The organism is Psychrobacter glacincola (assembly GCF_904846215.1).
GTDB lineage: Bacteria > Pseudomonadota > Gammaproteobacteria > Pseudomonadales > Moraxellaceae > Psychrobacter > Psychrobacter glacincola.
Map to the genome: position 1 here is coordinate 1 of NZ_CAJGZK010000006.1, position 20,205 is coordinate 20,205.

Sequence of the window (20,205 nt, forward strand, 5' to 3'; positions counted from 1 at the left end):
AAGACAAGACATACAAGCGCTTATCGAAGATGCAGAACATACCATTTTATGGCTTCCACCTTATAGCCCAGATTTAAACCCTATTGAGCAAGTCTGGGCTTGGGTTAAACGCAAACGTAAAGAGTGGCGTCTAGATTGTATCGATACTTTGTTCTTTTATTTCCTCTGGCTATGTGGCAGTTTTTAAGTTCGTTGACTATATATGTCTACGTACTTATGCCTACGTACTTATGATGATAGTCGTAGGCATTTTTATTTTCGTATAAAGAGTAAGCTGTCAGGGCATTAACCAGATAAAAGAGGGATCAGAGAAAACTGATACCGACATTGATGAGACCGCCACCGACGATCAACCATAAAAACATAATCGCGCCTAGTATTAGAGGTTTGATGCCCGCTTGTTTGATGGCGCTAATATGAGTGGTTAGACCAAGGGCAAACATTGCCATCGTGAGTAGCATGTCATCAAATAAGACCATACTGTGCTCAAAGCCCACAGACATCGGTATCCAAGTATGAAGCAAGACGATTAAGATAAAGATAAAGGCGAACCATGGTACTTTGACTTGTTTGACACGGCTTATAAATGAAGCGGTTTCACCATTTTCGCTATTGCCTTTGATCAGAGCAAAAGATAATACCAGCAAGAACGGGGCGAGCATCATCACCCGAATCATTTTGGTGACGACTGCTGTGTCGCCAACGTCAGCACTGACGGTATTACCAGCGACCACCACTTGCGCAACTTCATGAATGGTTGAGCCAGTATAGACGCCATAATCTTGCGCGCTGAGCCATGGCTGCAACCAACCTAGATGGTAAAGAAAAGGATATAGTATCATGGCAATGGTGCCAAATACGACGACCGTTGCGACCGCGATAGTGACTTTGTGCGCTTCTGCTTTGACGATTGGATTGGCGGCGATGACGGCTGCTGCGCCGCAAATACTGGCACCTGAGCCTATCAATATCGTGGTTTCTCTATCCACTTTTAATAATTTGATACCTATCCAGTAGGTGAGAAGAAAGGTTGAGGTGAGCACCAGCGCATCGCTCATCACCGCCGGCAGACCGACACTTGCTACTTGAGTTAGCGTCAATTTAAAACCATAGAACATGATAGCGAGTCTTAAAATCTGCCCCTTAGCAAAACAGACACCTTTATTTAAACGCTCAGCAAAATTGGTATAGACCGTATTGCCAAGTATCATACCGATCAAAATCGCCAGCGTCAGTGATGACAGTCCTACGATGCGCCCATTTGTCCATGTGTTTACACTAGTATTGAGCCATAAACAAAATAAGCTGCCAATCAGCACGACGACCAATCCTGCTAGATGGTGGCTGCGTGGAAAATAGTTGTTCACTGATTGGGTCAAGGCGTACATGACTGGCTGTCCTATTATCTATAATCGAAATAAGCATAAGCTTATGAATAAACATTATAATGCAGTGTTATCTATAATAAAAATAGATTAATAAGATAGGAACTATCTATTTTATAGGTTAATTAATTGGTTTTAATCCTTAGTCAAAAAGCAATCATGAAAAATATTCAAACAAACATAAGTAAGAACAGACATAAGGGATAGATGTCCTCATGAAAAAAGTCGTACAGACTGTACCAAAGATTACCTTGCGGCAACTGGCAGTCTTTGTCAGTGTCTATCAGACAGGTAGCACCAACCGTGCTAGTGAAGCGCTGCATTTGTCACAATCAGCGGTCAGCAGTGCATTGACAGAACTGGAGTCAAGGTTACAGATGCCATTGTTTGAGCGAGTCGGGCGCAGACTCAATCAGCACTCCAATGCCCATCCTATTTATATACAGGCACAAGCAATCTTAGGGCAGTCGTTGACGCTTGAGCATTATCATAAATCTCAAGTAGGGCAGATTCACATTGGCGCAAGTACCACCATTGGTAATTATGTACTGCCGCTGCTGCTTGCCAAGCTATACGAGGCGCTGCCAGATGCGGATGTTGATATGTATATTGCCAATACCCAAGAGGTAGTAGCAGAGATTGAGCAGTTAAATATTGATATTGCTTTGGTCGAAGGTATGCCGCGCCCAGTGGATATGAAAGTCATCGAGCAGCGCAAGTGGCGCACAGATACCTTGATGATTTTTGCGAAACATGACAGTAAGTGGTTGAAGGATGTGGCTAATTATAACGATGTTAATAAATGTTATGAGCTGAGCATTGAGCAACTGTCAATGCTGCCACTATTGGTACGAGAAGCGGGGTCGGGTACGCGGCAGATTATCGATGAGCAGTTATTGCAGCATCTGCCCAATGCTGAGGTGATTATGGCGATTCAGCAGTCAGAGGCTCTTAAGCGTATGGTCAGTGCTGATATTGGGCTTGGTTGTCTATCACAGCATGTCATTGAGGCAGAGCTTGCAACAGGGAAGCTGGTACAAGTACAAGTACAGGTAGCGGGCATTGATTTGTCACGAACATGGTGGCTGGTCTGGCACAAAGCGCGCCATCAAAGCCCGATTTGGCAGACCTTTATTGATATTATTCAAGAGGATCGTGTTTAAAGGTAGCTATAGTCAGCCCCGTATTAAAAAATATAGCGAAGCTGGGATAAATTTTTTGTAGCCTCTGTCGGCGCAGCCACAGCAAGCAAGAAAAATTTGTACCAGTTTCGCCCTATAATAAAGTGCATTCACCTTATTTAGTATCGACTGTATTAATTCTATGCTTATACCTATTTATTAACTGGCTTATCAAGTCTCACAACTAAGCTGTCACAAGGCACATTTGGCAAGATATTATCTGCCGTTGCGCCGCTGAGCCAAGCTGCGATGCCATGACGTTCATGACGACCGATGACCAATAAATCAACGTCATTCTTATGGCAATAGTTGACAATACCTTCACTATTTGAGATAGCGGTCGTCACCTCAGAGTTGACGACATGTAAGTCGTTACGATCCAAAAACTGGGCCAGTTTTGCGCGCGCTTCTTGGCAACGCTCATCATCAATCTCATCATATAAGCTTGAGGCAGGCACCAGCTCATAGCCAAAGCCAACCATAGTATCTTTTACGATATGCAATACCGATAATTTGGAGTCAGGACGGTTATCAACGATGCGTTTGGCTTTTTGAGCAACCACATCAGCATCAGATAGTAAGTCGGTGACCAATAAAATATGTTGGTAACTCATGAGCGGCTCCTTCCTTGTGACAGATGATTTTAACTATAGCACTACTAATGACTGCTGTTAAGTAGGCTTTGTTAAATCGGGCGTTATCTTTGTCAGCTATTCTTGATGACTTATTATTTTTCTCCACCCACTGTCTTGACTTACTAGCGTATTAGCCCCATCTACTGTCGTTAGGCAAATTCTTTTTAGCTGATAAATGCCATTCAATTCGAAGATGACCTATGAGGCTTTGATAACTTTAATTGTTTATTCAAAGCCATCTTTTTATAAATATAAATTTTACTATTTTAATTGCTGATATCGATTTCATACCTTGGTTATTGGCTAAGATGATACTGAAGTAATTAATGCATAAGGATAACCATGACTGACCCGCTATTTACTGCTGATTTAACCCTACATCCTGCCTTTGAGCTGATTGAGCACCGCCATATCGATGCATTATCGATGGAGGTGCTGATCAGTCAGCATATCAAAACCGGAGCGATGCATTATCATTTGGCGCATCCAAGTGATGAAAATGCCTTTTTGGTCGGCTTTCGTACCCAGCCAATGGATTCAAAAGGTGAGGCGCATATTTTAGAGCACGTCGCATTATGTGGCTCAAAGAAATTCCCTGTCCGTGATCCGTTCTTTTCGATGATTAAGCGCTCATTAAATACCTTTATGAATGCGATGACGGCGGCTGATTGGACAGCATATCCGTATGCCACGCAAAATAAAAACGACTATTTTAACTTGCTTGCTGTCTATCTTGATGCGTCATTTTTCCCGAATATTCATCCGCTCGATTTTGCTCAAGAAGGAATCCGTGTTGAGTTGGACGAAAATGATAAGCCGCAGTTTAAAGGTATCGTCTTTAATGAAATGAAAGGCGCAATGAGTGGCGAGATTGACCAGTTGTATCATACGGTCGCCCATCATTTATTCCCGACGACGACGTATCACTATAATTCGGGCGGTGATCCTGCTGATATCCCAGACTTGACTCATCATGAGCTGGTTGAATTTCATCAGAGCCATTATCATCCGTCAAACAGTGTGATTATGAGCTTTGGTAATATTCCAGTTGCTCAAACGCAAGCAAAAATTCATGACGATGCTTTGATTCAGTTTGAAGCGGGCAAAAAGCACGTCTCGCGTCCAGAGCAGCGTTTGTCTGCGCCGATTAGCGCGGTCGATACCTATACCGCTGATGAAGCGGGTCCCGATCAAACCCATCACGTGCTTGCGTGGTTATTGCCATCGATTACCGATCCTAAGCAACGTTTGGCACTGCGTCTCTTAGAAGGCGTATTGATTGAACATGCTGGCTCGCCGCTACGTGCGTATCTTGACAGTCATCCGCTAGGCAAAGCGCCAAGTCCGTTATTGGGGCTGGATGACAGTCATTATGAGATGGTCTTTTATACCGGTTTACGCGGTTCTAACCCTGAACATGCTGAAGCGGTAGAGCAGGGTATTATTGATTTGCTTAAAGAGGTCGCAAGCGCGCCAGTCGATGATGAAACCATTGAAACTATCTTGCACCAAATAGAGATTGATCAGCGCCATATCGGCGGCGATAGTATGCCGTATGGTCTGAACTTGATGTTAGAAGGCTTTAGTACCGCGATTCATGATGGCAATCCTATCGATGTGTGGGAAGTTGATGAGCACTTGCAATGGTTACGCGAGCAAGTCGTCGACGCGCAGTGGCTACCCAATCTAATTAAAACGCATCTGTTAGATAATCAGCACCGTGTGCGTATCACAATGACGCCAGATAGCGAAAAAACAGCTCGCCTTGCGGCAGCTGAGCAGACGCGTCTTGATACCATCGAGATGGATTTAACTGCTGATGATAAAGATATCCTTAAGCAGCAAGCGTTGGATTTGGCAGCGCGCCAAGCGGCACCTGATGATTTAAGCTTATTACCAAAAGTCGGTCTAGAAGATGTGCCAACCGATATCAGCTTTAAGCAAGGCACGCAAAAGCAGATTAATCTAAGCGGCAAAGCCAGCACGTTATTCGAATATGAAGCGGGCACCAATGGCTTGTATTATTATCAAATAATTGTACCGTTGACCGATGAGATTGGTCAGAGCCTCGTTAACAACAGCAACGAAGAGCTGCCAGTTAATGAGGTGATTAATCATCCGTTATTGCCGATCTATTTGAGCTTATTATCAGAGCTGGGTACAGATTCTCTTAGTGCTCATGAAATGCAAGCGAAGCAAGCAGCGCATTCGTCTGGTGTGACTGCTCGTATCAGCCAACGTACCAATCTCGATGACAGTCAGGCGATTAGCAGCTACTTTGTGGTAGCAACGCGTGCGCTGAATCGTAAACCTGAAGCGATTGATTTGCTGAAAGAAGTAATGGAACATAGCGTCTTTAGTGAGCATGACCGTATCAAAGAAATCTTGCAGCAGCGTCAAGCAGGCTGGCAATCAAACCTTGCCGGTTCAGGGCATTCCTATGCCATGCAAACCGCCAGTCGCGGCATGAGTCGCCAAGCGCAGCTAGAGTATGTGCGTAGCGGTTTACCTGCTTTAAATGCGCTAAAAGACTTCTTAACCCATGCCAGTAGCGATGATGCACAGTGGGATAAGCTTGCGACGAGTTTGATGGACTTACATCAACGTCTAATTAGTTTGCCTAAGCACGCGGTTATTATTTGTGAAGCGGAGCAAACTGAACGCTTAAGCAATTTAATCGTTGAGAGTTGGAAAGACAGTCAAGCACCAAAAATTGCAGCGCAGTTAAAAAATTCTAATGCGAGTATCGAAGCAAATATCCCAAGTGAGTTTACGGCATTATCGCTAAATGCTGCATTGAGTGGTGAAAACACAGCTGCAACAGAAGAAGTAGCCGTTGACGATTTGGCATGGCTAGTGCCGACCAACGTTTATCATAATGCCAGTGCTTATACCGTTCCTACGGCTGATCATCCTGATACGGTCGCCCTGATGGTATTAGCGCCTTACCTGCGTAATGGCTATCTACATAGCGCCATTCGTGAGCGCGGTGGTGCTTATGGCGGCGGTGCGGGCTATGATGCCAATGCTTGCGCGTTTAAGTTCTTTAGCTATCGCGATCCACAGTGCGCTGAGACTTTTGCGCATTTTGATGCCAGTATCGAATGGCTACTGAATGAGCCGCAAACGGATGAGCAATTAGAAGAAGCCATCTTAGGGATTATCTCAGGCATGGATAAACCTGGCTCTCCAGCAGGCGAGGCAATCAAAGCATGCTTTGCTGACTTGCATCATCGCGGCGTCGATTGGCAGCGTAAAATGCGCGCAGCAATATTGGCAGTGACGGTTGCTGACTTACAGCGCGTTGCCAAGCAATATTTGCAAGGGCAAAAACATGTGCGTGCGGTACTAGCGCCTTATGATAAAGAAGCCGCTGTGCAGGAGCTTGGCTTTAACGTTTGTAAAATTAAGAGTTAGTAGCGTCTAATGATTATATAAAAAACCGCCGCTTCCACTAAAAATAGAAGCGGCGATTTTTTTGTTAATACTAAACTTCAGCATGACCGCTTACACTCTTCCCAAGCACTAAAGTTAATGGCAATAGAGCAAAAAAGCATTGCAGTGTCAGCATAATATCCTCACCATTCGAATGAAGCAGTTAGCTTTGGACAATAAAAAACCGTTGATAAAATTTGAGCACGATTCTTATCAACGGTTTTTACTATTTGCTTTTGTAATGTAGCGGCTTTCGTTAGCTTCGCTACTAATAGCGCTTAATGGCTTGATCTTTGCCAATGATCTCTTGATGGATAGGAAATTGATCATAACTGTCATAGTGTTGACGGTCTGCAAAATAACTTTTTAAGGTACGGCGTACCGCTTCAAAGGCAAGCTTATCCCACGGAATGTCTTCTTCTGTAAATAACGCACAATCAAGGCTTTCAGAGCCGATACCGTAAGCACCATCTTTTAGTTCGGTGACATAAATGCTATAGATTTGACCAATATCTGGAATGTCATACAAGCAATATAAATGTGGATTGATCACGACCGCGTCGGCCTCTTCAAAGCTCTCACGCGCCGCACCTTCGGCCATGGTTTCGCCATTTTCCATAAAGCCTGCAGGTAGCGTCCATAAGCCATACTGCGGCTCGATTGCGCGTCGACAGAGCAGCACCCGATGTTTATGGACGACCAGTGAGCCGCAAATGACCTTGGGGTTTTCATAATGAATATAATGACAGTTTGGGCACACCAAACGCGGCATATTATCCGTGGCTGGTATTTTGCGTTCTGCTTCACAACCGCATTGTAGACAATAGCGCATATCGACTGCCTTATATAGTAAAAATAGGACGAAAGAGAAATATAGTGAGTTCAATATAAAAGAGTTAGGCTTAGAATAGCATGATGCTGGGATGAATTTCTGTCGCTTGCTGTGCGCTTCGCACTCCAGAGGCTTGGTAAAATTTATCCCAGCAGTACTGTGTTCTTTTCAAATTGAATCGACTATAGACTTATTTTAAGAATTACACTTTTTTGATGATAATAACAGTTGTTCTCTGAAATAGTCGTTATATAAGATAGTAGGGCTATCATATGTCAGAGCTATCAAAAGTCAGAGCTATCATATGTCAGAGTGTGTCTGATAATAACCTTTTATCCTAAGATAGCATAAATATTCAACTCACTGGCAGTGATAATGATAACAGCATATTTTTGATTGCTTAATCGCTGTCGCTTACCTTGTATGCTAACAAGGTAGACAAAGCCTATCAGTCACACAAAGTGTATGCAGTTATCGTCAGATTACGCTAGGCTAGACTATAAGAGAATCTCTTGTATTTTAAACGGACTATGTTACCAATAGCGCGGATAGTGTCTGCCACGTCCAACGTTGTTATAAATCAGCGCCACGACTACCAACGCAAGGGCACCTACTAGCGTAGGAGTAATCAAAAAATGCCACTTTACACCGCCAAGCATCACAATCAATGGATTGGAGCCTGCAGGCGGATGCGGTACTCGAAGGAGTAACATGAGAGCAATCGCTGTACCAACGGCAAGAGACAAGCTCCACCACTCAATCCCAAATAAAGACATAAAGGCTAAGCCAGTAAAAGTGGTTATAAGATGACCGCCAACGATGTTTCTTGGCTGAGCAAAAGGGCTTTCTGGATAAGCAAAGATAAGCAGACAGCTGGCACCAAATGAGCCTAAAATCATCGCGATGTTTTGCCAATTTCCCAGTAATGCCAGTATGGCAGTGGCAAATGTCCCGCCAGTCCAAGCAATGGCAATGATGACTAACGGCAGTCTTTGCGGGCAATCATCGGTTTTACCCTGCATTTTATGTAATGAAAAAATCTTATCCACGAGCGTTTCCTAAATAATATATGAATGACACTATTGATCCATGAGGACCAATCGCAGTCGTACAATGATAAAAGACCGTGTCTGTCTTACGGTTGTCGCCAATCCGCTTGCTGCGACTATCCAATGTTTTGATGTCTAATACTGATAAAAATATAGGGCAATTATAATGCTAAATCCCTCGCAGTCTGCACGTTTTGATGAATTGACAGTCGCTGTACCAGATTTTATTCGTTATCCTACTATCAGAAAGTTGGCTGAACGAGTGCAGCAAGAGACCTTGAAGGCTATTGCTGGTCCGGCGCTTTATGATTCTCATGGTTATTCGCGTAGTGCCCGTATTTTAAATAGTCTTTATCAAACGCCTATTGCCGATGCCTCTATCTTGGTGGCTATCACTCACGAACGCCATCCTAAGCTGCTGCTGACTCGCCGCGCGGCTCATATGAACAGTCATGCTGGCGAAGTATCCTGTGCTGGTGGCAAACATGAAGCAGGAGATGGTAACAATGTCGTGACCGCCCTACGTGAAGCCTGCGAGGAAACCGCGCTACCGCCTAATAAAGTTCAGTTACTTGGTCAACTGCCTATCCAAACCTCTAAAAGCGGTATGAGTGTGCGTCCTATTGTGGCGCTTATTGCGCCAGACTTGCTTTTAGTGCCGGAGCTTGGGGAGATATCGCGTATTTTTTGGGCGGATTTTGAGACATTGCTGACTCAGCCGACCGTCGAATATGCCATAGAATATATGTTGCAAGATCAGGCAGCGACGCTGCTCACACCGAGCTGGCAAGTAGATGGAGAGACAGTATGGGGGCTGACAGGACGAGTCATTGCCAGTTTATTAGAGACAGGCTTTGATCGGCAGCTGGAGTGGTACTACCGCATACAAGATACCCGATTATAGAAGTGTTAGATACTGGTGTAATGGACAAAATTCATGCTAAAAAGTAGAAGGTAGTCGCTAATGGACATAATTCATGCTATTTGAGTGACTTCGAGCCTAAAAAGTCTTTAATAAACCGTAACTTACGATGCTCATTTAGCCCGTGATGACTGTGTAATTGTCGCTTTAGCTCACTGAACAACCCTTCAAGAGAATTGGTGGTATTTGGTATGTCTAAATGCTCATACTCTTGATAAGTGAATAGCCAATCACCATTGGTTCTGAGGCTACGATAAGCACTTCTAAGACGTTTATGCGTGTACCATGTTTTACCAGTATCCTCATTGGTACTACGCTCACTTAGGTAGCCTTCATGAGTCAAGTACCAGTGATCTAAGCACTTTATGAACGCCTCTTTATCAAGCTTTGTTATTTTTAAAGTAAGTCGTCTAAGCTCGATACTGGCGCTGTTCTTAGGGCGACGGGTTAAGTAGCGGGTCACTATTTGTATTTGATGAAACTGGCACATCTGACAAGGTATACTGGTAAATAGCGTCCTAAGTCCTCGTCTGCCATCGCAGGTGATGCTTTGTATATCAATGCCTGACGATGCTAGGTGATCCACTCCTTGCTTATAGGCACTGTTGGTTTCATGACTCACTATCGCGTAATAAAGAACGGTTCTAGTTGTGTTGTCCATAAAGACCATTAAACCAAATTTGCGACCAAAGTAAGTGGTGTCCATGATGATATTAGCAGTCTTTGGCCGTTTAATCTGATACTCAATACTGATTTTGTCTAAGCGTCTTTGGATGGTTTTAAGACTACAGTGGTATTTTTCAGCCAGTTGTTTGTAGGTCTGTTTACCTTCGGTATATTCAATCCAAAGGGTTTGGTTGTTGAGTCTGGTGCCACCTGAAAACTGCCGTTTGCAAGCTAGACATTGATACTGCTGTTTGCCTAGTTTGCGCCCGTTCTTCTTGGTGTGTTTGTCACGACAAAAAGGGCAGTTTTTTGATTCATGGCGCTGATTCCTTGCAAATATAGACAGTATATAGCTTTAGAGCCTATGACAGCATGAATTTTGTCCATTACACCTAGATACTCGCTAATAATCATGTTTTTGGTGAAGGAGGATGGTTAGTATAGACGTTAGTGCTCATGGCTCATTATCTTCTATTGAGTACTAATATTTATGACTTAAGTTTCTAGTTAGAATTTATAACGTTTTTCTCTTTAGACGTTTTTAAATGAGTGCCTTCTATTTATAATAATCATCGTTTTTCTTAAGCCACCAGTTCATATTGTCTTGGCGCTTGGCACGAAATACCTCTAACTTATCTGCAACAGTACTATTATGCTGGCGTGCGGTATCGAGGGCAAATAGAATCGGCACCGAAGATAGCACCCCAAATCGTATTTTTGATTTTGGCAGATGTAGTCCGTCGCCGATATCATCACCGACCAAGGTACGGGTCACGCTGGCATTGACCATCTCAACAAAACGCCCACGGCGATTGTCTTCACCCATCAGCTGACGTGGTAAATCGTGCAGGGCTTTTGCCAGTGGTCGTCCCATTTTAAAATCAAGCTGTTGAATAGATAAATAGGTATAGAGCCACTCCCAACAGGCGGCTTCATCTTTGGGCAGTCGTTGTAAATCAACGCCCAGCCAATAACTGGCAAGATTCCATAAATGCAAGATGCCTTTGGCTTCCTCAGTACTAATACGGGCGCCAAGCAATCTCAGTCCGCGCATAATCAACAGTGAAAACTGCAAATGAGTAGCAATCATATCGGTTTGATTGATAGGGATACCCCAATAAGCCGTGTTCCAGCTACCATCAGGAAAATGGTACTGGTCGGCATTCGATATGACACCGTTCGCCGCTTTCGCTTTACCTTTAAGTAAATTTTGACGTACTAAAGTATGTATTTGACGTACTTTGATAGATTGCTGCCAACCTTCAGAGCCGATAGCCAATACTCGTTCAATATTAGGTTTGCTATGCTCTGAATCTAAATGCAATTGAGGGTGCTCAGAGACCGCCAAGATATAGGCGTAGGTACGCATCAATCTTGGTAAAGCGTCATGCATCAGTGCGCCAGTCTGAATCAGCGGTAGCGATAAGGCAGGAATACTGTAGCCTGCCATGAGTGCCACGTTACGCAATAGCCAGATCAGCATCAGCGGATAACGCCGATAGGCAATTGCGCCAATGTTCGCAAGCTTGGGATCAAACCAATCGGGATGACGGCTAAATTGTTCGGTTAAAGCGTTAAATGAAGGGTGATTTATAAGAGCATTGTCATCGAAGCGAAGGTTGTTTCTATCATCAATAACAAACTGCTGTAATGGCTTGGCAAAACGAATGCCGTCAGTGGCTAGATCATCCGCTAGTGGATCGCCAATATCGTAGCCTGCAACTATTTCCTCTAACAAATCTTGTGAGATGACAAAGTCTTTTGGCAATAAATAGCGCTTAATACGCTTTAAAACTTGCAAATCGCTATGGTCGTCAATAGCAGTGGTGCGTCCATGCCGCTGATAGTTTATCGCGTCTTTAGAAGCGTTATTATCTAAGGCACTTGAATGATCTATTGTATCTCTATCGATTGAATCCATCGTTATCCAATACCCTTTTATTAGGCTTTGACTCAGGTTTTGTATCGAGTGCTATTTACCAAGCATCTTTTGCATCGACAAGGTGTTTGTTAAAGGCTTTTGATACCAAATGCTATATAGTTGATCAACTTTTAAAAGGATACAGAGCTACTGGGGTTAATTATTCGCAGCTTCTGTCTGCATGGGCACAGCAAGCAAGAAAAATTTACCCCAGTAGTGCTTTATAACATTTGTATTTTTTTACTTAGGACTAACTATAGACACCAAATGCTATAAAAGCCTTTAAGCTAATAAAACACCGACAAATAACCTCTTAAACCTTTAAATAACTGAACGGTAAAAAATACGGTTAAGAATGGCGCGTTAAGTCTACAGAGGTTACATTAACCTCATCTTTTAAAGTGGCTTTGAGCATCATATAACCTGCGATACCAGAGACGATTGAACCCATAATGATACCCAAACGCTCATCAAATAATGGCGTCTCAGCGGCAAATGCAAGCCCACCGATAAACAAACTCATGGTAAAGCCCACACCGCATAATAAGGCTGCGCCATAGACTTGCTTAAAGTTCATGCCTTTTGGCATGGTAGAAATGCCCAGCTTAAAGATTAACCAGCACATCATCATAACGCCTAGTTGTTTACCGATGAACAGTCCGGCGGCAATACCAAGCGGCACAGAATGAAACAGCTCACCAAACCCTGCGCCCTTAAGCGAAATGCCCGCATTGGCAAAAGCAAATAGGGGTAAGATACCGTAAGAAACGGTGTTTTGTAGGTCGTGCTCAAGCTCTTCAAGCGGCGAGTGCTCAGGATCAGTGCGGTCAAATAAAGGAATAAAGAGCGCCAATACAACCCCAGCTAACGTTGCATGGATACCGGATTTGAGTACGGCAACCCACATGATAACGCCAATTAGCAAATAAGGCGTGATGCTAGTAACGTTACGGCGATTGAGCAGATATAAAAACGGCAGACATAAGCCCGCGATAGCCAGTGAACCAAGCGATAAATCATTGGTATAAAATAAAGCGATGATAATAATCGCGCCGATATCATCAAAGATAGCAATCGAGACTAAGAATACTTTTAATGAATTGGGTACGCGATTACCAAGTAAACTTAAGATACCAAGAGCAAAGGCGATATCAGTCGCTGCTGGAATCGCCCAACCTCGCCAAAATTCAGGGTTGTTATAGTTAAAAAGCAGATAGACGATGGCTGGCATGATCATACCGCCAAGTGCCGCCCCTGCTGGCAAGATAATTTGCTTTACATTGGACAGCTCGCCGATTAACACTTCACGCTTAAGCTCAAGTCCCACTAAAAAGAAAAATACCGCCATCAAGCCATCATTGATCCAATGATGAGCATCTTTGGCAATCTCAAAACTACCAATCTGAATGGCAACTGGTGCTTGAATAAAGGATTCGTACCACGTATTTAGAGAAGTATTAGCAATAATCATTGCTGCGATAGCTGCCAGCGCTAGGACAATACCGCCCGACGCCTCGAGATTAAAAAACGCTCTGATTTTATGTGTTGCCATATTGTCCTCATTAACCAAATAAAACGTGCGAAAGTATTCAAAAGCTCAAGTATTTTTCATATATCTATAATGGCTCTGCTTTAAATGCGAGACTGCGTATCGGGACGAGTCTTTGTTAGCATCAATGTTTATAATACCAGTGTCATAGACGTATATCGCTAGTTTCTCATATTCTTATTCATATAAACAAATGAAATAGGTTACCGGTTTTACCCTCTAAATTGAAAGCTTGATGAAAGTAAAAGCTGTTTTTAGAGTATCTTATATAGTTGCTCTACTTTTAAAAGAGTATAGAACTACTGGGGTTAATTATTCGCAGCCTCTGTCTGCGTAGGCACAGCAAGCAAGAAAAATTGATCCCAGTAGTGATGGATAACATTTGCGTTTCTTTTATTTAGGATGGGTTATATGCTAAATCTAGCAGACTTTGCTAGGTTTATGGCTTTTTTCGCGGTTTTAACTCTATAATAAGCCGCTTTATGCAATGGCTAGCATCAGATTTGGCTGTTATAAAATTGGCTGTTATGAAATTGGCCGTTATCAAAACAATATGCACATTATCTATCCATATATTTTTTGCCTGATAGGCATCCAACTGTTTTTAAATGAGCGTTTTTAAATAAATACGGCCAATAAACCGCTACTAAAAATCGCTGCTAAAAAGTACCACTAAAAAATGCTACCAAAAATTACGGTTGGTTGAACCTTTTAAGGCTTGTGTCTCTTATATTATAAATTTTGCAGGTCAGTGTCATGGACGTATCCCTTTCTATTGAAGTTATTTTAATGTTGACGGCTGTAGCGGCGCTGGCAGGTTTTATCGATGCCATTGCCGGTGGCGGTGGTTTGCTTACTATTCCTGCCATGCTGCTTGCCAATATTCCGCCTGTATTGACATTGGGCACTAATAAGCTACAAGCCGCTTCAGGGGCATTAGCAGCATCTATTACGATGATTAAAAAGGGCGTCGTCAAACCTAAAAATATAAAAACAGCGATTATTGCGGCTTTTATCGGCTCTATTTTTGGCTCAATTGCAGTGCAGTTATCGCCACCTGACCTGTTAGAAAAGCTGATTCCATTTTTGATTGCGGCAATTGGTATCTATACTTTGTTTGCCCCCAAACTTGGTGAAGTGGAAGCTGCCCCGCGTATCTCAGAGGGCGCTTGGCAAAAAATTGCTGCTCCTTTGATTGGTTTTTATGATGGGTATATGGGACCTGGGACGGGTATGTTTTTTGCGCTCGGCAATGTGGCGTTACGTGGTCGAAAAATTATTGAAGCAACTGGTGCGGCAAAGGTACTGAATTTATCTACCAATATTGGCTCATTAATATTTTTTATCTTGGGCGGTAATGTCTTGTGGACAGTGGGGCTGGCGATGATGGTCGGGCAAACCATAGGGGCGTATTTTGGCTCGCATATGGTGGTAAAAGGCGGCAGTCGACTCATTCGTCCGATGATTGTGTTGGTCTGTCTTGTGATGGTGACCAAATATGTACTTGGTTAATAGACAGTAGATTAACTGAAAAGAAAGCATCTTTTGATCTAAAAATATATTTGTTGCATAAAAAAACCTCAGTCTAATCGGCTGAGGTTTTTCAACATTTCATATAGGCTATTTCTACTAAGAACTAGCCGCGCTTAACATCGTCGTATTCACTACCCATCACACCATCATGAAAGACTGCCGATAATTCGCGTTCGCTGTTCTCATCGATATGACCGTCAAACATCTCTTTTGCACCCGCATCAGGATCGTTATAAATAGCCAAATCCATCTCACCCTCTGACTTTGCAACGATGACTGTAACTGCCGCATCGCCACCGACGTTCACCGCGGTACGTAACATATCAAGAATACGGTCAACCCCTAAAATCAAACCAATACCTTCAATAGGTAGACCGACTTGGGCAAATACCATGGATAGCATGATCAGACCTACGCCTGGCACGCCTGCCGTACCGATAGAGGCGAGCACTGACATCAAGATAACCGTCAGGTAACCGGTAACCCCTAATTGAACACCATACAGATTGGCGATAAAGATGGTCGCTGTACCTTGCATGATTGCCGTGCCATCCATATTAATCGTCGCGCCAAATGGGATGGTAAATGAAGCCACTGAATTACTAACGCCCATACGCTTGGTGACTGCGCGTAGAGTAATGGGAATGGTTGCGTTCGAGCTTGACGTACTAAAGGCAAAGATTTGTACTTCACGCATTTTTGCCAAAAAGGTCTTAACAGATAGCCCTGAAGTCAGCTTGAGTATCACCATCATCGTGACAAAAAAGTGAAAGAAGAGTGCAGCAACCAATACCGCGACATAGCCCAGTAGTGACCAGATAAGATCTAATCCAAGTTCTGCCATTGCTTTGGTCAGTAGTGCAAATACACCATACGGCGCTAGATTCATAATGATGGTCACCATTTTTAAGATGACTTCATTGATAAGCTCTAAGCTTTGTACCAAACCTTTTGCAGGCTTACCTACCATTAAAATACTAATACCGATCAACATGGCAAAAAAGATAATAGATAGCATATCGCCATTTGCCATCGCGCTGATGGGGTTAGCGGGGATAATATTGGAGAAAACGTCGATAAGGGGCGGTGCTGACTCTGCTTCGAATACCGCTTCAGTTTCGATTTGCATGCCTTTACCAATACCAAATAGTGAACCAAGCCCGATAGCAGTAGTAATCGCTAGTGCTGTGGTCACCATATAGATAAAGAATGTTTTGCCACCAATACGTCCTAATAGACGAATATCACCGATACCGCAGACGCCGCAGATAAGCGAAATCAAGACCAGCGGTACAACGAGCATTTTGAGCGAATTAACAAACAGCTTACCAACAATGGCAAGAAAACCATTGGTGATATAATTATTAACGAAGCTGCCTTGCGTGTTCAAGCCAGAATAGTTTATAAATAGACCCAGTATAATACCGAGCACCATGGCAACCATAATCTTGCCCGTCAAACCCATATTTTTCCACATAAACGCTATCCTTGGTGTCCGTTACGCACAACAATAGACGCAATAGCGCGCTCAATATGAGGGCAATATTTCTGTCATTGCTATTGTTGTGACGTCTATAAATATATGACCTGACCATCAAATCAGATTTTGGGGGACAATATAAAATAATAGTTAGGGGTACTGCAAGAATTTTTTATGAATTAAATGCCGTCACATTACAAGATTGGTATGTTCGAGATTTTTATCTGTCAGAAATTTATATAAAATGGACTGAACTAAGCACTGTTGAAGCAGTACATAATGTGTCAATATTACTTTTCGCTGACTATAGAAAAGCGAGATGACTCTGATGAGACCATCTCGCTTACTTCAATCAATATAGATACATAACGATATATAGACTAATCCTAGTTAGACATTGTCGTTTTCATCACGGCGCAACCCATCTTTCCATTTAGAGTCACTACTTTCTGTTTGCTGCGCGTGCTCATCTTGACCATTATCTGCGCTAGCAACTTTATCTTTGTTTAATTGGTGGTTGTAACTCATACGCTCATTTAGATGTGATGCTGCATCACGGTGACGCGAGCCGAGCGCTTCTGTTTGAGGATGTGAGTTCTGAAAATCAGTCTGAGCACGGACTTCCTCGGCAGTATCTTGCTCATTCACCATTTTGACATCGCCATCACTCTCATAGCCATGATTAGGATTGGCATCTCCTGTTGGTTGGTTATTGTCTGGCATTGAGTCAATTGATGCCATATTTTCAGAGGTCTGCTGCAGATCCTTATCGTTTGATGCTTGATTTAACGGAGCATTATTTTTTAACTGAGCATTATTTTTTAACTGAGCATTGTTTTTTAGTTCAGCATAGTCAGTTAGCCTATGTACGGCATTCTCTAGACTATGCGGGTTATCACGTTCTTGTACTTTTGATAAATGCTTATCAAATGTATCGGTCAATAATGAATCATAGCGTATTGAATTATAGGTTATCAGCTGCTCAGCTTCTTCTTCAGTAATATCACCATTTTGACTGGCATGAACCACATGATCTTCAAAGGTCAACCCTTCAAAGTTGTCTTTATGTTCTGCCTTTTTAAATTTCTGCCATAAGGGTTCAACTTCGAGCAGTATTTGATAAGCATGCTCCATACGCCCTGTAACATCATCTGGCTCAGTATTGTAATAAACCATGGTTTTAAGATAATCACGGAAGGGGTTGGCGGCAAAATCATCCATAAACGTATCGCCCAATTGGCGTTTTAGCTCATCGCTCACTGGCGCAAAGATACGACCACTTGGGAAAGTAACAAAGCTTACCAATTTGGCTGCCAACTGATTTGGGAAGTTAGCGAATAAGGACAGGAATGCTTCTTGAATAGTATAAAGGCTATTTTTTAGCGCCACTTCAGCATGTAAGCGTTCAGCGAATGATTTGCTGCCATATTGATAAAATTGTAGAATCGCTGTACAGATGAATAGGTGAGAGTGAATATCTGCTAAGCGCCCAGAGAGCATCTCTTTGCGTTTTAAATCACCAGCCAATAATCCTAGAGACATATCAGCGGTTAACGCAAAGCTTGCGCTTAGGCGGTTGATGTCTTTGTAATAGGGACGGGTAAAGTTGTCTGCGAAGCTTGGCGCATCATTGCTACCACCGACATAGCCTGCGACAAACGCCTTGGCACCTCGGTTGAAGGTATAGCCTAAATGCTTAAAGAATAAGTTGTCGAACTGCTTGAGTGCACTCTCTTTATCTTCACTTTGTAATAGTTGCAATTCATCGAATAAATAAGGATGACAACGCATCGCACCTTGACCAAAAATCATCAATGAGCGCGTCAATATATTAGCGCCCTCAACGGTGATCGATACTGGAATCGCTTGATAAGGAATGGCTAAAAAGTTACGCGGGCCCATTTGTACCGCGCGACCACCAACGACATCCATACCATCATTAATCACTGAACGCATGGTCTCAGTGGCATAGTATTTTGCCATCGCTGTCATCACTGACGGCGTACCACCTTGGTTTAGACCACAAGTCACCAGATGCCGAAAAGCTTCTAACATATAAGTATTACTGGCAATACGGCTGGTGGCATCTTGCACGCCTTCAAATTTGCCGACAGAGATTTTAAATTGCTCACGAACCTTTGCAAAGGCACCCACCGATAAATAGCTCATTTCACTGGCGGAAGTTGATAGAGCAGGTAAGGATATCCCGCGACCGACGCCTAAGCATTCCATCAGCATCCGCCAGCCGCGTCCTGCATTTTCAACCCCGCCGATAATATAATCTAATGGTATAAAGACATCTTGACCATCGACTGTACCATTCATAAATGGCGAACCGATTGGATTGTGGCGTGGACCGATAATGACCCCTTTATGCTTAGCAGGCACCAGTGCACAAGTAATACCATAATCCGTTTTTTCAGGATTACCTAGCAGCCCTTCTGGATCATGCATTTTAAATGCCAAACCCACCACGGTTGCAATAGGCGCCAAAGTAATCCAGCGCTTAGAGAAATTCATCCGCAGACCGAGTACTTGCTCGCCTTCATGCATGCCATAACAAACCACACCGGTATCAGGAATAGCACCAGCATCAGAGCCAGCTTCTGGACCTGTCAAGCCAAAGCAAGGAACCTCTTCACCTTTCGCTAAACCCGGCAGCCAGCGCAGCTTTTGCTCATCAGTGCCGTAATGCATGAGTAACTCACCAGGACCAAGCGAGTTTGGTACCATACAAGTAACAGCAGCAGTTGGTGAGCGCGACGCGATTTTACTCATCACCCGACTTTGGGCATACGAGCTAAATTCTAAACCACCATATTCTTTGGGAATAATTAAACCCAAAAAGCCATTGGCTTTGATAAATCGCCACGCCTCTGGTGACAGCTCTTTATCTTCATGATGAATTTTCCACTCATCAAGCATTGTGCAAAGCGCTTCTACTTCATTATCTATAAAGCTTTGCTCTTCTTCTGATAATTCTGGATAGGGATATTTTGCAAAAGTATCCCAGTCAGGCGCGCCCATAAACAGCTCTTTTTCCCACCAGCTAGTACCTGCATCAAGTGCCTCACGCTCTGTGTCACTCATACTTGGCATGGCACCGCCCAAGGCTTTATAGACAGGCTTGGTAAGCAGGCTTTGACGAATAGGGGTAATAAGCAGCACTAGGCAAAGTAGGGCAATAGGCAGACCTAAGATAAGTGACCATGGACTGATAAAAGCGGTAACGAGGACAGTAATTAAGGCAACGATGCTGCCAGTGACGCGCGATAATGACAACAAAAAGATGGCCAAGACCATGGCTAATTGAATGATGACTGCCAGAATAAATAAGCCAATGGCCATAACTGCCTCCTTTGCAACGCTCAATAAAAAAGCGTCAAAATATAAGTGAATAAGAACGTTTGAAATAAATATGATTGTTGTTTTATATTTCAGCCATTCTTTTTATAGTGAGTAATGATTTTAATTTTTGAAAGTAGTAATTTCTGATATATAGTCCGTTCAAAATAAAAGCGATACGATTGTAATAACGTCCTATTGGCTATAGTTTTTCTTGCTTGCTGTGCCTACGCAGACAGAGGCTGCAAAAGATTTATAGCCAACAGCACTGT

At 43.1% G+C, this 20,205-nt stretch carries 12 protein-coding genes and 2 pseudogenes; 5 read left to right on the top strand and 9 right to left on the bottom strand.

The window, feature by feature from the left end:
- Positions 1 to 112: pseudogene (locus JMW90_RS13720) on the top strand (transposase); the annotation flags it as partial.
- A gap of 193 nt (positions 113 to 305) precedes the next feature.
- On the opposite strand, the gene JMW90_RS04960 reads toward JMW90_RS13720, so the two are convergent.
- Complete coding sequence (locus JMW90_RS04960; RefSeq protein ID WP_201561964.1) at positions 306 to 1,388, bottom strand: YeiH family protein; 1,083 nt, start codon at positions 1,386 to 1,388, stop codon at positions 306 to 308.
- A gap of 212 nt (positions 1,389 to 1,600) precedes the next feature.
- On the opposite strand from JMW90_RS04960, the gene JMW90_RS04965 reads away from it, so the two are divergent.
- The gene (locus JMW90_RS04965; RefSeq protein WP_201561965.1) at positions 1,601 to 2,548 is read left to right on the top strand and encodes a LysR substrate-binding domain-containing protein; all 948 of its coding nucleotides are present in this window, start codon (positions 1,601 to 1,603) and stop codon (positions 2,546 to 2,548) included.
- 170 nt (positions 2,549 to 2,718) lie between these two features.
- On the opposite strand, the gene JMW90_RS04970 is transcribed toward JMW90_RS04965, so the two are convergent.
- On the bottom strand, positions 2,719 to 3,180 hold the full coding sequence (locus JMW90_RS04970; RefSeq protein ID WP_201561966.1) for a universal stress protein: 462 nt from the start codon (positions 3,178 to 3,180) through the stop codon (positions 2,719 to 2,721).
- A gap of 363 nt (positions 3,181 to 3,543) precedes the next feature.
- Here JMW90_RS04970 and JMW90_RS04975 point away from each other — a divergent pair, with 363 nt between their 5' ends.
- Entirely contained in the window at positions 3,544 to 6,618 is a 3,075-nt protein-coding gene (locus JMW90_RS04975) for an insulinase family protein (RefSeq protein ID WP_201561967.1), read from the top strand.
- Between the two features lie 286 nt (positions 6,619 to 6,904).
- Here JMW90_RS04975 and JMW90_RS04980 read toward each other — a convergent pair whose 3' ends face one another.
- Positions 6,905 to 7,468: an NUDIX hydrolase gene (locus JMW90_RS04980; protein WP_201561968.1), complete on the bottom strand. Its 564-nt coding sequence runs from the start codon at positions 7,466 to 7,468 to the stop codon at positions 6,905 to 6,907.
- Positions 7,469 to 8,001: 533 nt separating this feature from the next.
- A complete protein-coding gene (locus tag JMW90_RS04985) occupies positions 8,002 to 8,517 on the bottom strand; it encodes an HPP family protein (RefSeq protein ID WP_227691864.1) in 516 nt (171 codons plus the stop codon).
- 166 nt (positions 8,518 to 8,683) lie between these two features.
- Between JMW90_RS04985 and JMW90_RS04990 the strand changes: the two genes are divergently transcribed.
- Entirely contained in the window at positions 8,684 to 9,421 is a 738-nt protein-coding gene (locus tag JMW90_RS04990; RefSeq protein ID WP_201561969.1) for an NUDIX hydrolase, read from the top strand.
- Between the two features lie 76 nt (positions 9,422 to 9,497).
- Here JMW90_RS04990 and JMW90_RS04995 read toward each other — a convergent pair whose 3' ends face one another.
- From JMW90_RS04995 to nhaA, 3 genes are all read right to left on the bottom strand, one after another.
- Positions 9,498 to 10,445, bottom strand: coding sequence for an IS256 family transposase, variant Zn-binding type (locus tag JMW90_RS04995; RefSeq protein WP_417715099.1), 948 nt, complete (start codon positions 10,443 to 10,445; stop codon positions 9,498 to 9,500).
- A gap of 216 nt (positions 10,446 to 10,661) precedes the next feature.
- Positions 10,662 to 12,026, bottom strand: coding sequence for an oxygenase MpaB family protein (locus tag JMW90_RS05000; RefSeq protein WP_201561971.1), 1,365 nt, complete (start codon positions 12,024 to 12,026; stop codon positions 10,662 to 10,664).
- A 349-nt stretch (positions 12,027 to 12,375) separates the two neighbouring features.
- On the bottom strand, positions 12,376 to 13,578 hold the full coding sequence (nhaA, locus tag JMW90_RS05005; protein WP_201561972.1) for a Na+/H+ antiporter NhaA: 1,203 nt from the start codon (positions 13,576 to 13,578) through the stop codon (positions 12,376 to 12,378).
- Between the two features lie 753 nt (positions 13,579 to 14,331).
- On the opposite strand from nhaA, the gene JMW90_RS05010 reads away from it, so the two are divergent.
- Positions 14,332 to 15,087, top strand: coding sequence for a TSUP family transporter (locus tag JMW90_RS05010; RefSeq protein WP_201561973.1), 756 nt, complete (start codon positions 14,332 to 14,334; stop codon positions 15,085 to 15,087).
- Between the two features lie 295 nt (positions 15,088 to 15,382).
- On the opposite strand, the pseudogene JMW90_RS05015 reads toward JMW90_RS05010, so the two are convergent.
- A pseudogene (locus JMW90_RS05015) lies at positions 15,383 to 16,585 on the bottom strand (dicarboxylate/amino acid:cation symporter); the annotation flags it as partial.
- Positions 16,586 to 16,978: 393 nt separating this feature from the next.
- Positions 16,979 to 19,936, bottom strand: coding sequence for an acyl-CoA dehydrogenase (locus JMW90_RS05020; RefSeq protein WP_201561975.1), 2,958 nt, complete (start codon positions 19,934 to 19,936; stop codon positions 16,979 to 16,981).
- Positions 19,937 to 20,205 lie beyond the last annotated feature (269 nt).

Bases quoted from the DNA above. Each gene is read 5' to 3' on its own strand.
- JMW90_RS04990 (WP_201561969.1), top strand. From the start codon at position 8,684: ATGCTAAATCCCTCGCAGTCTGCACGTTTTGATGAATTGACAGTCGCT.
- JMW90_RS05010 (WP_201561973.1), top strand. From the start codon at position 14,332: ATGGACGTATCCCTTTCTATTGAAGTTATTTTAATGTTGACGGCTGTA.
- JMW90_RS04965 (WP_201561965.1), top strand. From the start codon at position 1,601: ATGAAAAAAGTCGTACAGACTGTACCAAAGATTACCTTGCGGCAACTG.
- JMW90_RS04960 (WP_201561964.1), bottom strand. From the start codon at position 1,388: ATGTACGCCTTGACCCAATCAGTGAACAACTATTTTCCACGCAGCCAC.
- JMW90_RS05000 (WP_201561971.1), bottom strand. From the start codon at position 12,026: ATGGATTCAATCGATAGAGATACAATAGATCATTCAAGTGCCTTAGAT.
- JMW90_RS05020 (WP_201561975.1), bottom strand. From the start codon at position 19,936: ATGGCCATTGGCTTATTTATTCTGGCAGTCATCATTCAATTAGCCATG.
- JMW90_RS04970 (WP_201561966.1), bottom strand. From the start codon at position 3,180: ATGAGTTACCAACATATTTTATTGGTCACCGACTTACTATCTGATGCT.
- JMW90_RS04975 (WP_201561967.1), top strand. From the start codon at position 3,544: ATGACTGACCCGCTATTTACTGCTGATTTAACCCTACATCCTGCCTTT.
- JMW90_RS04980 (WP_201561968.1), bottom strand. From the start codon at position 7,468: ATGCGCTATTGTCTACAATGCGGTTGTGAAGCAGAACGCAAAATACCA.
- nhaA (WP_201561972.1), bottom strand. From the start codon at position 13,578: ATGGCAACACATAAAATCAGAGCGTTTTTTAATCTCGAGGCGTCGGGC.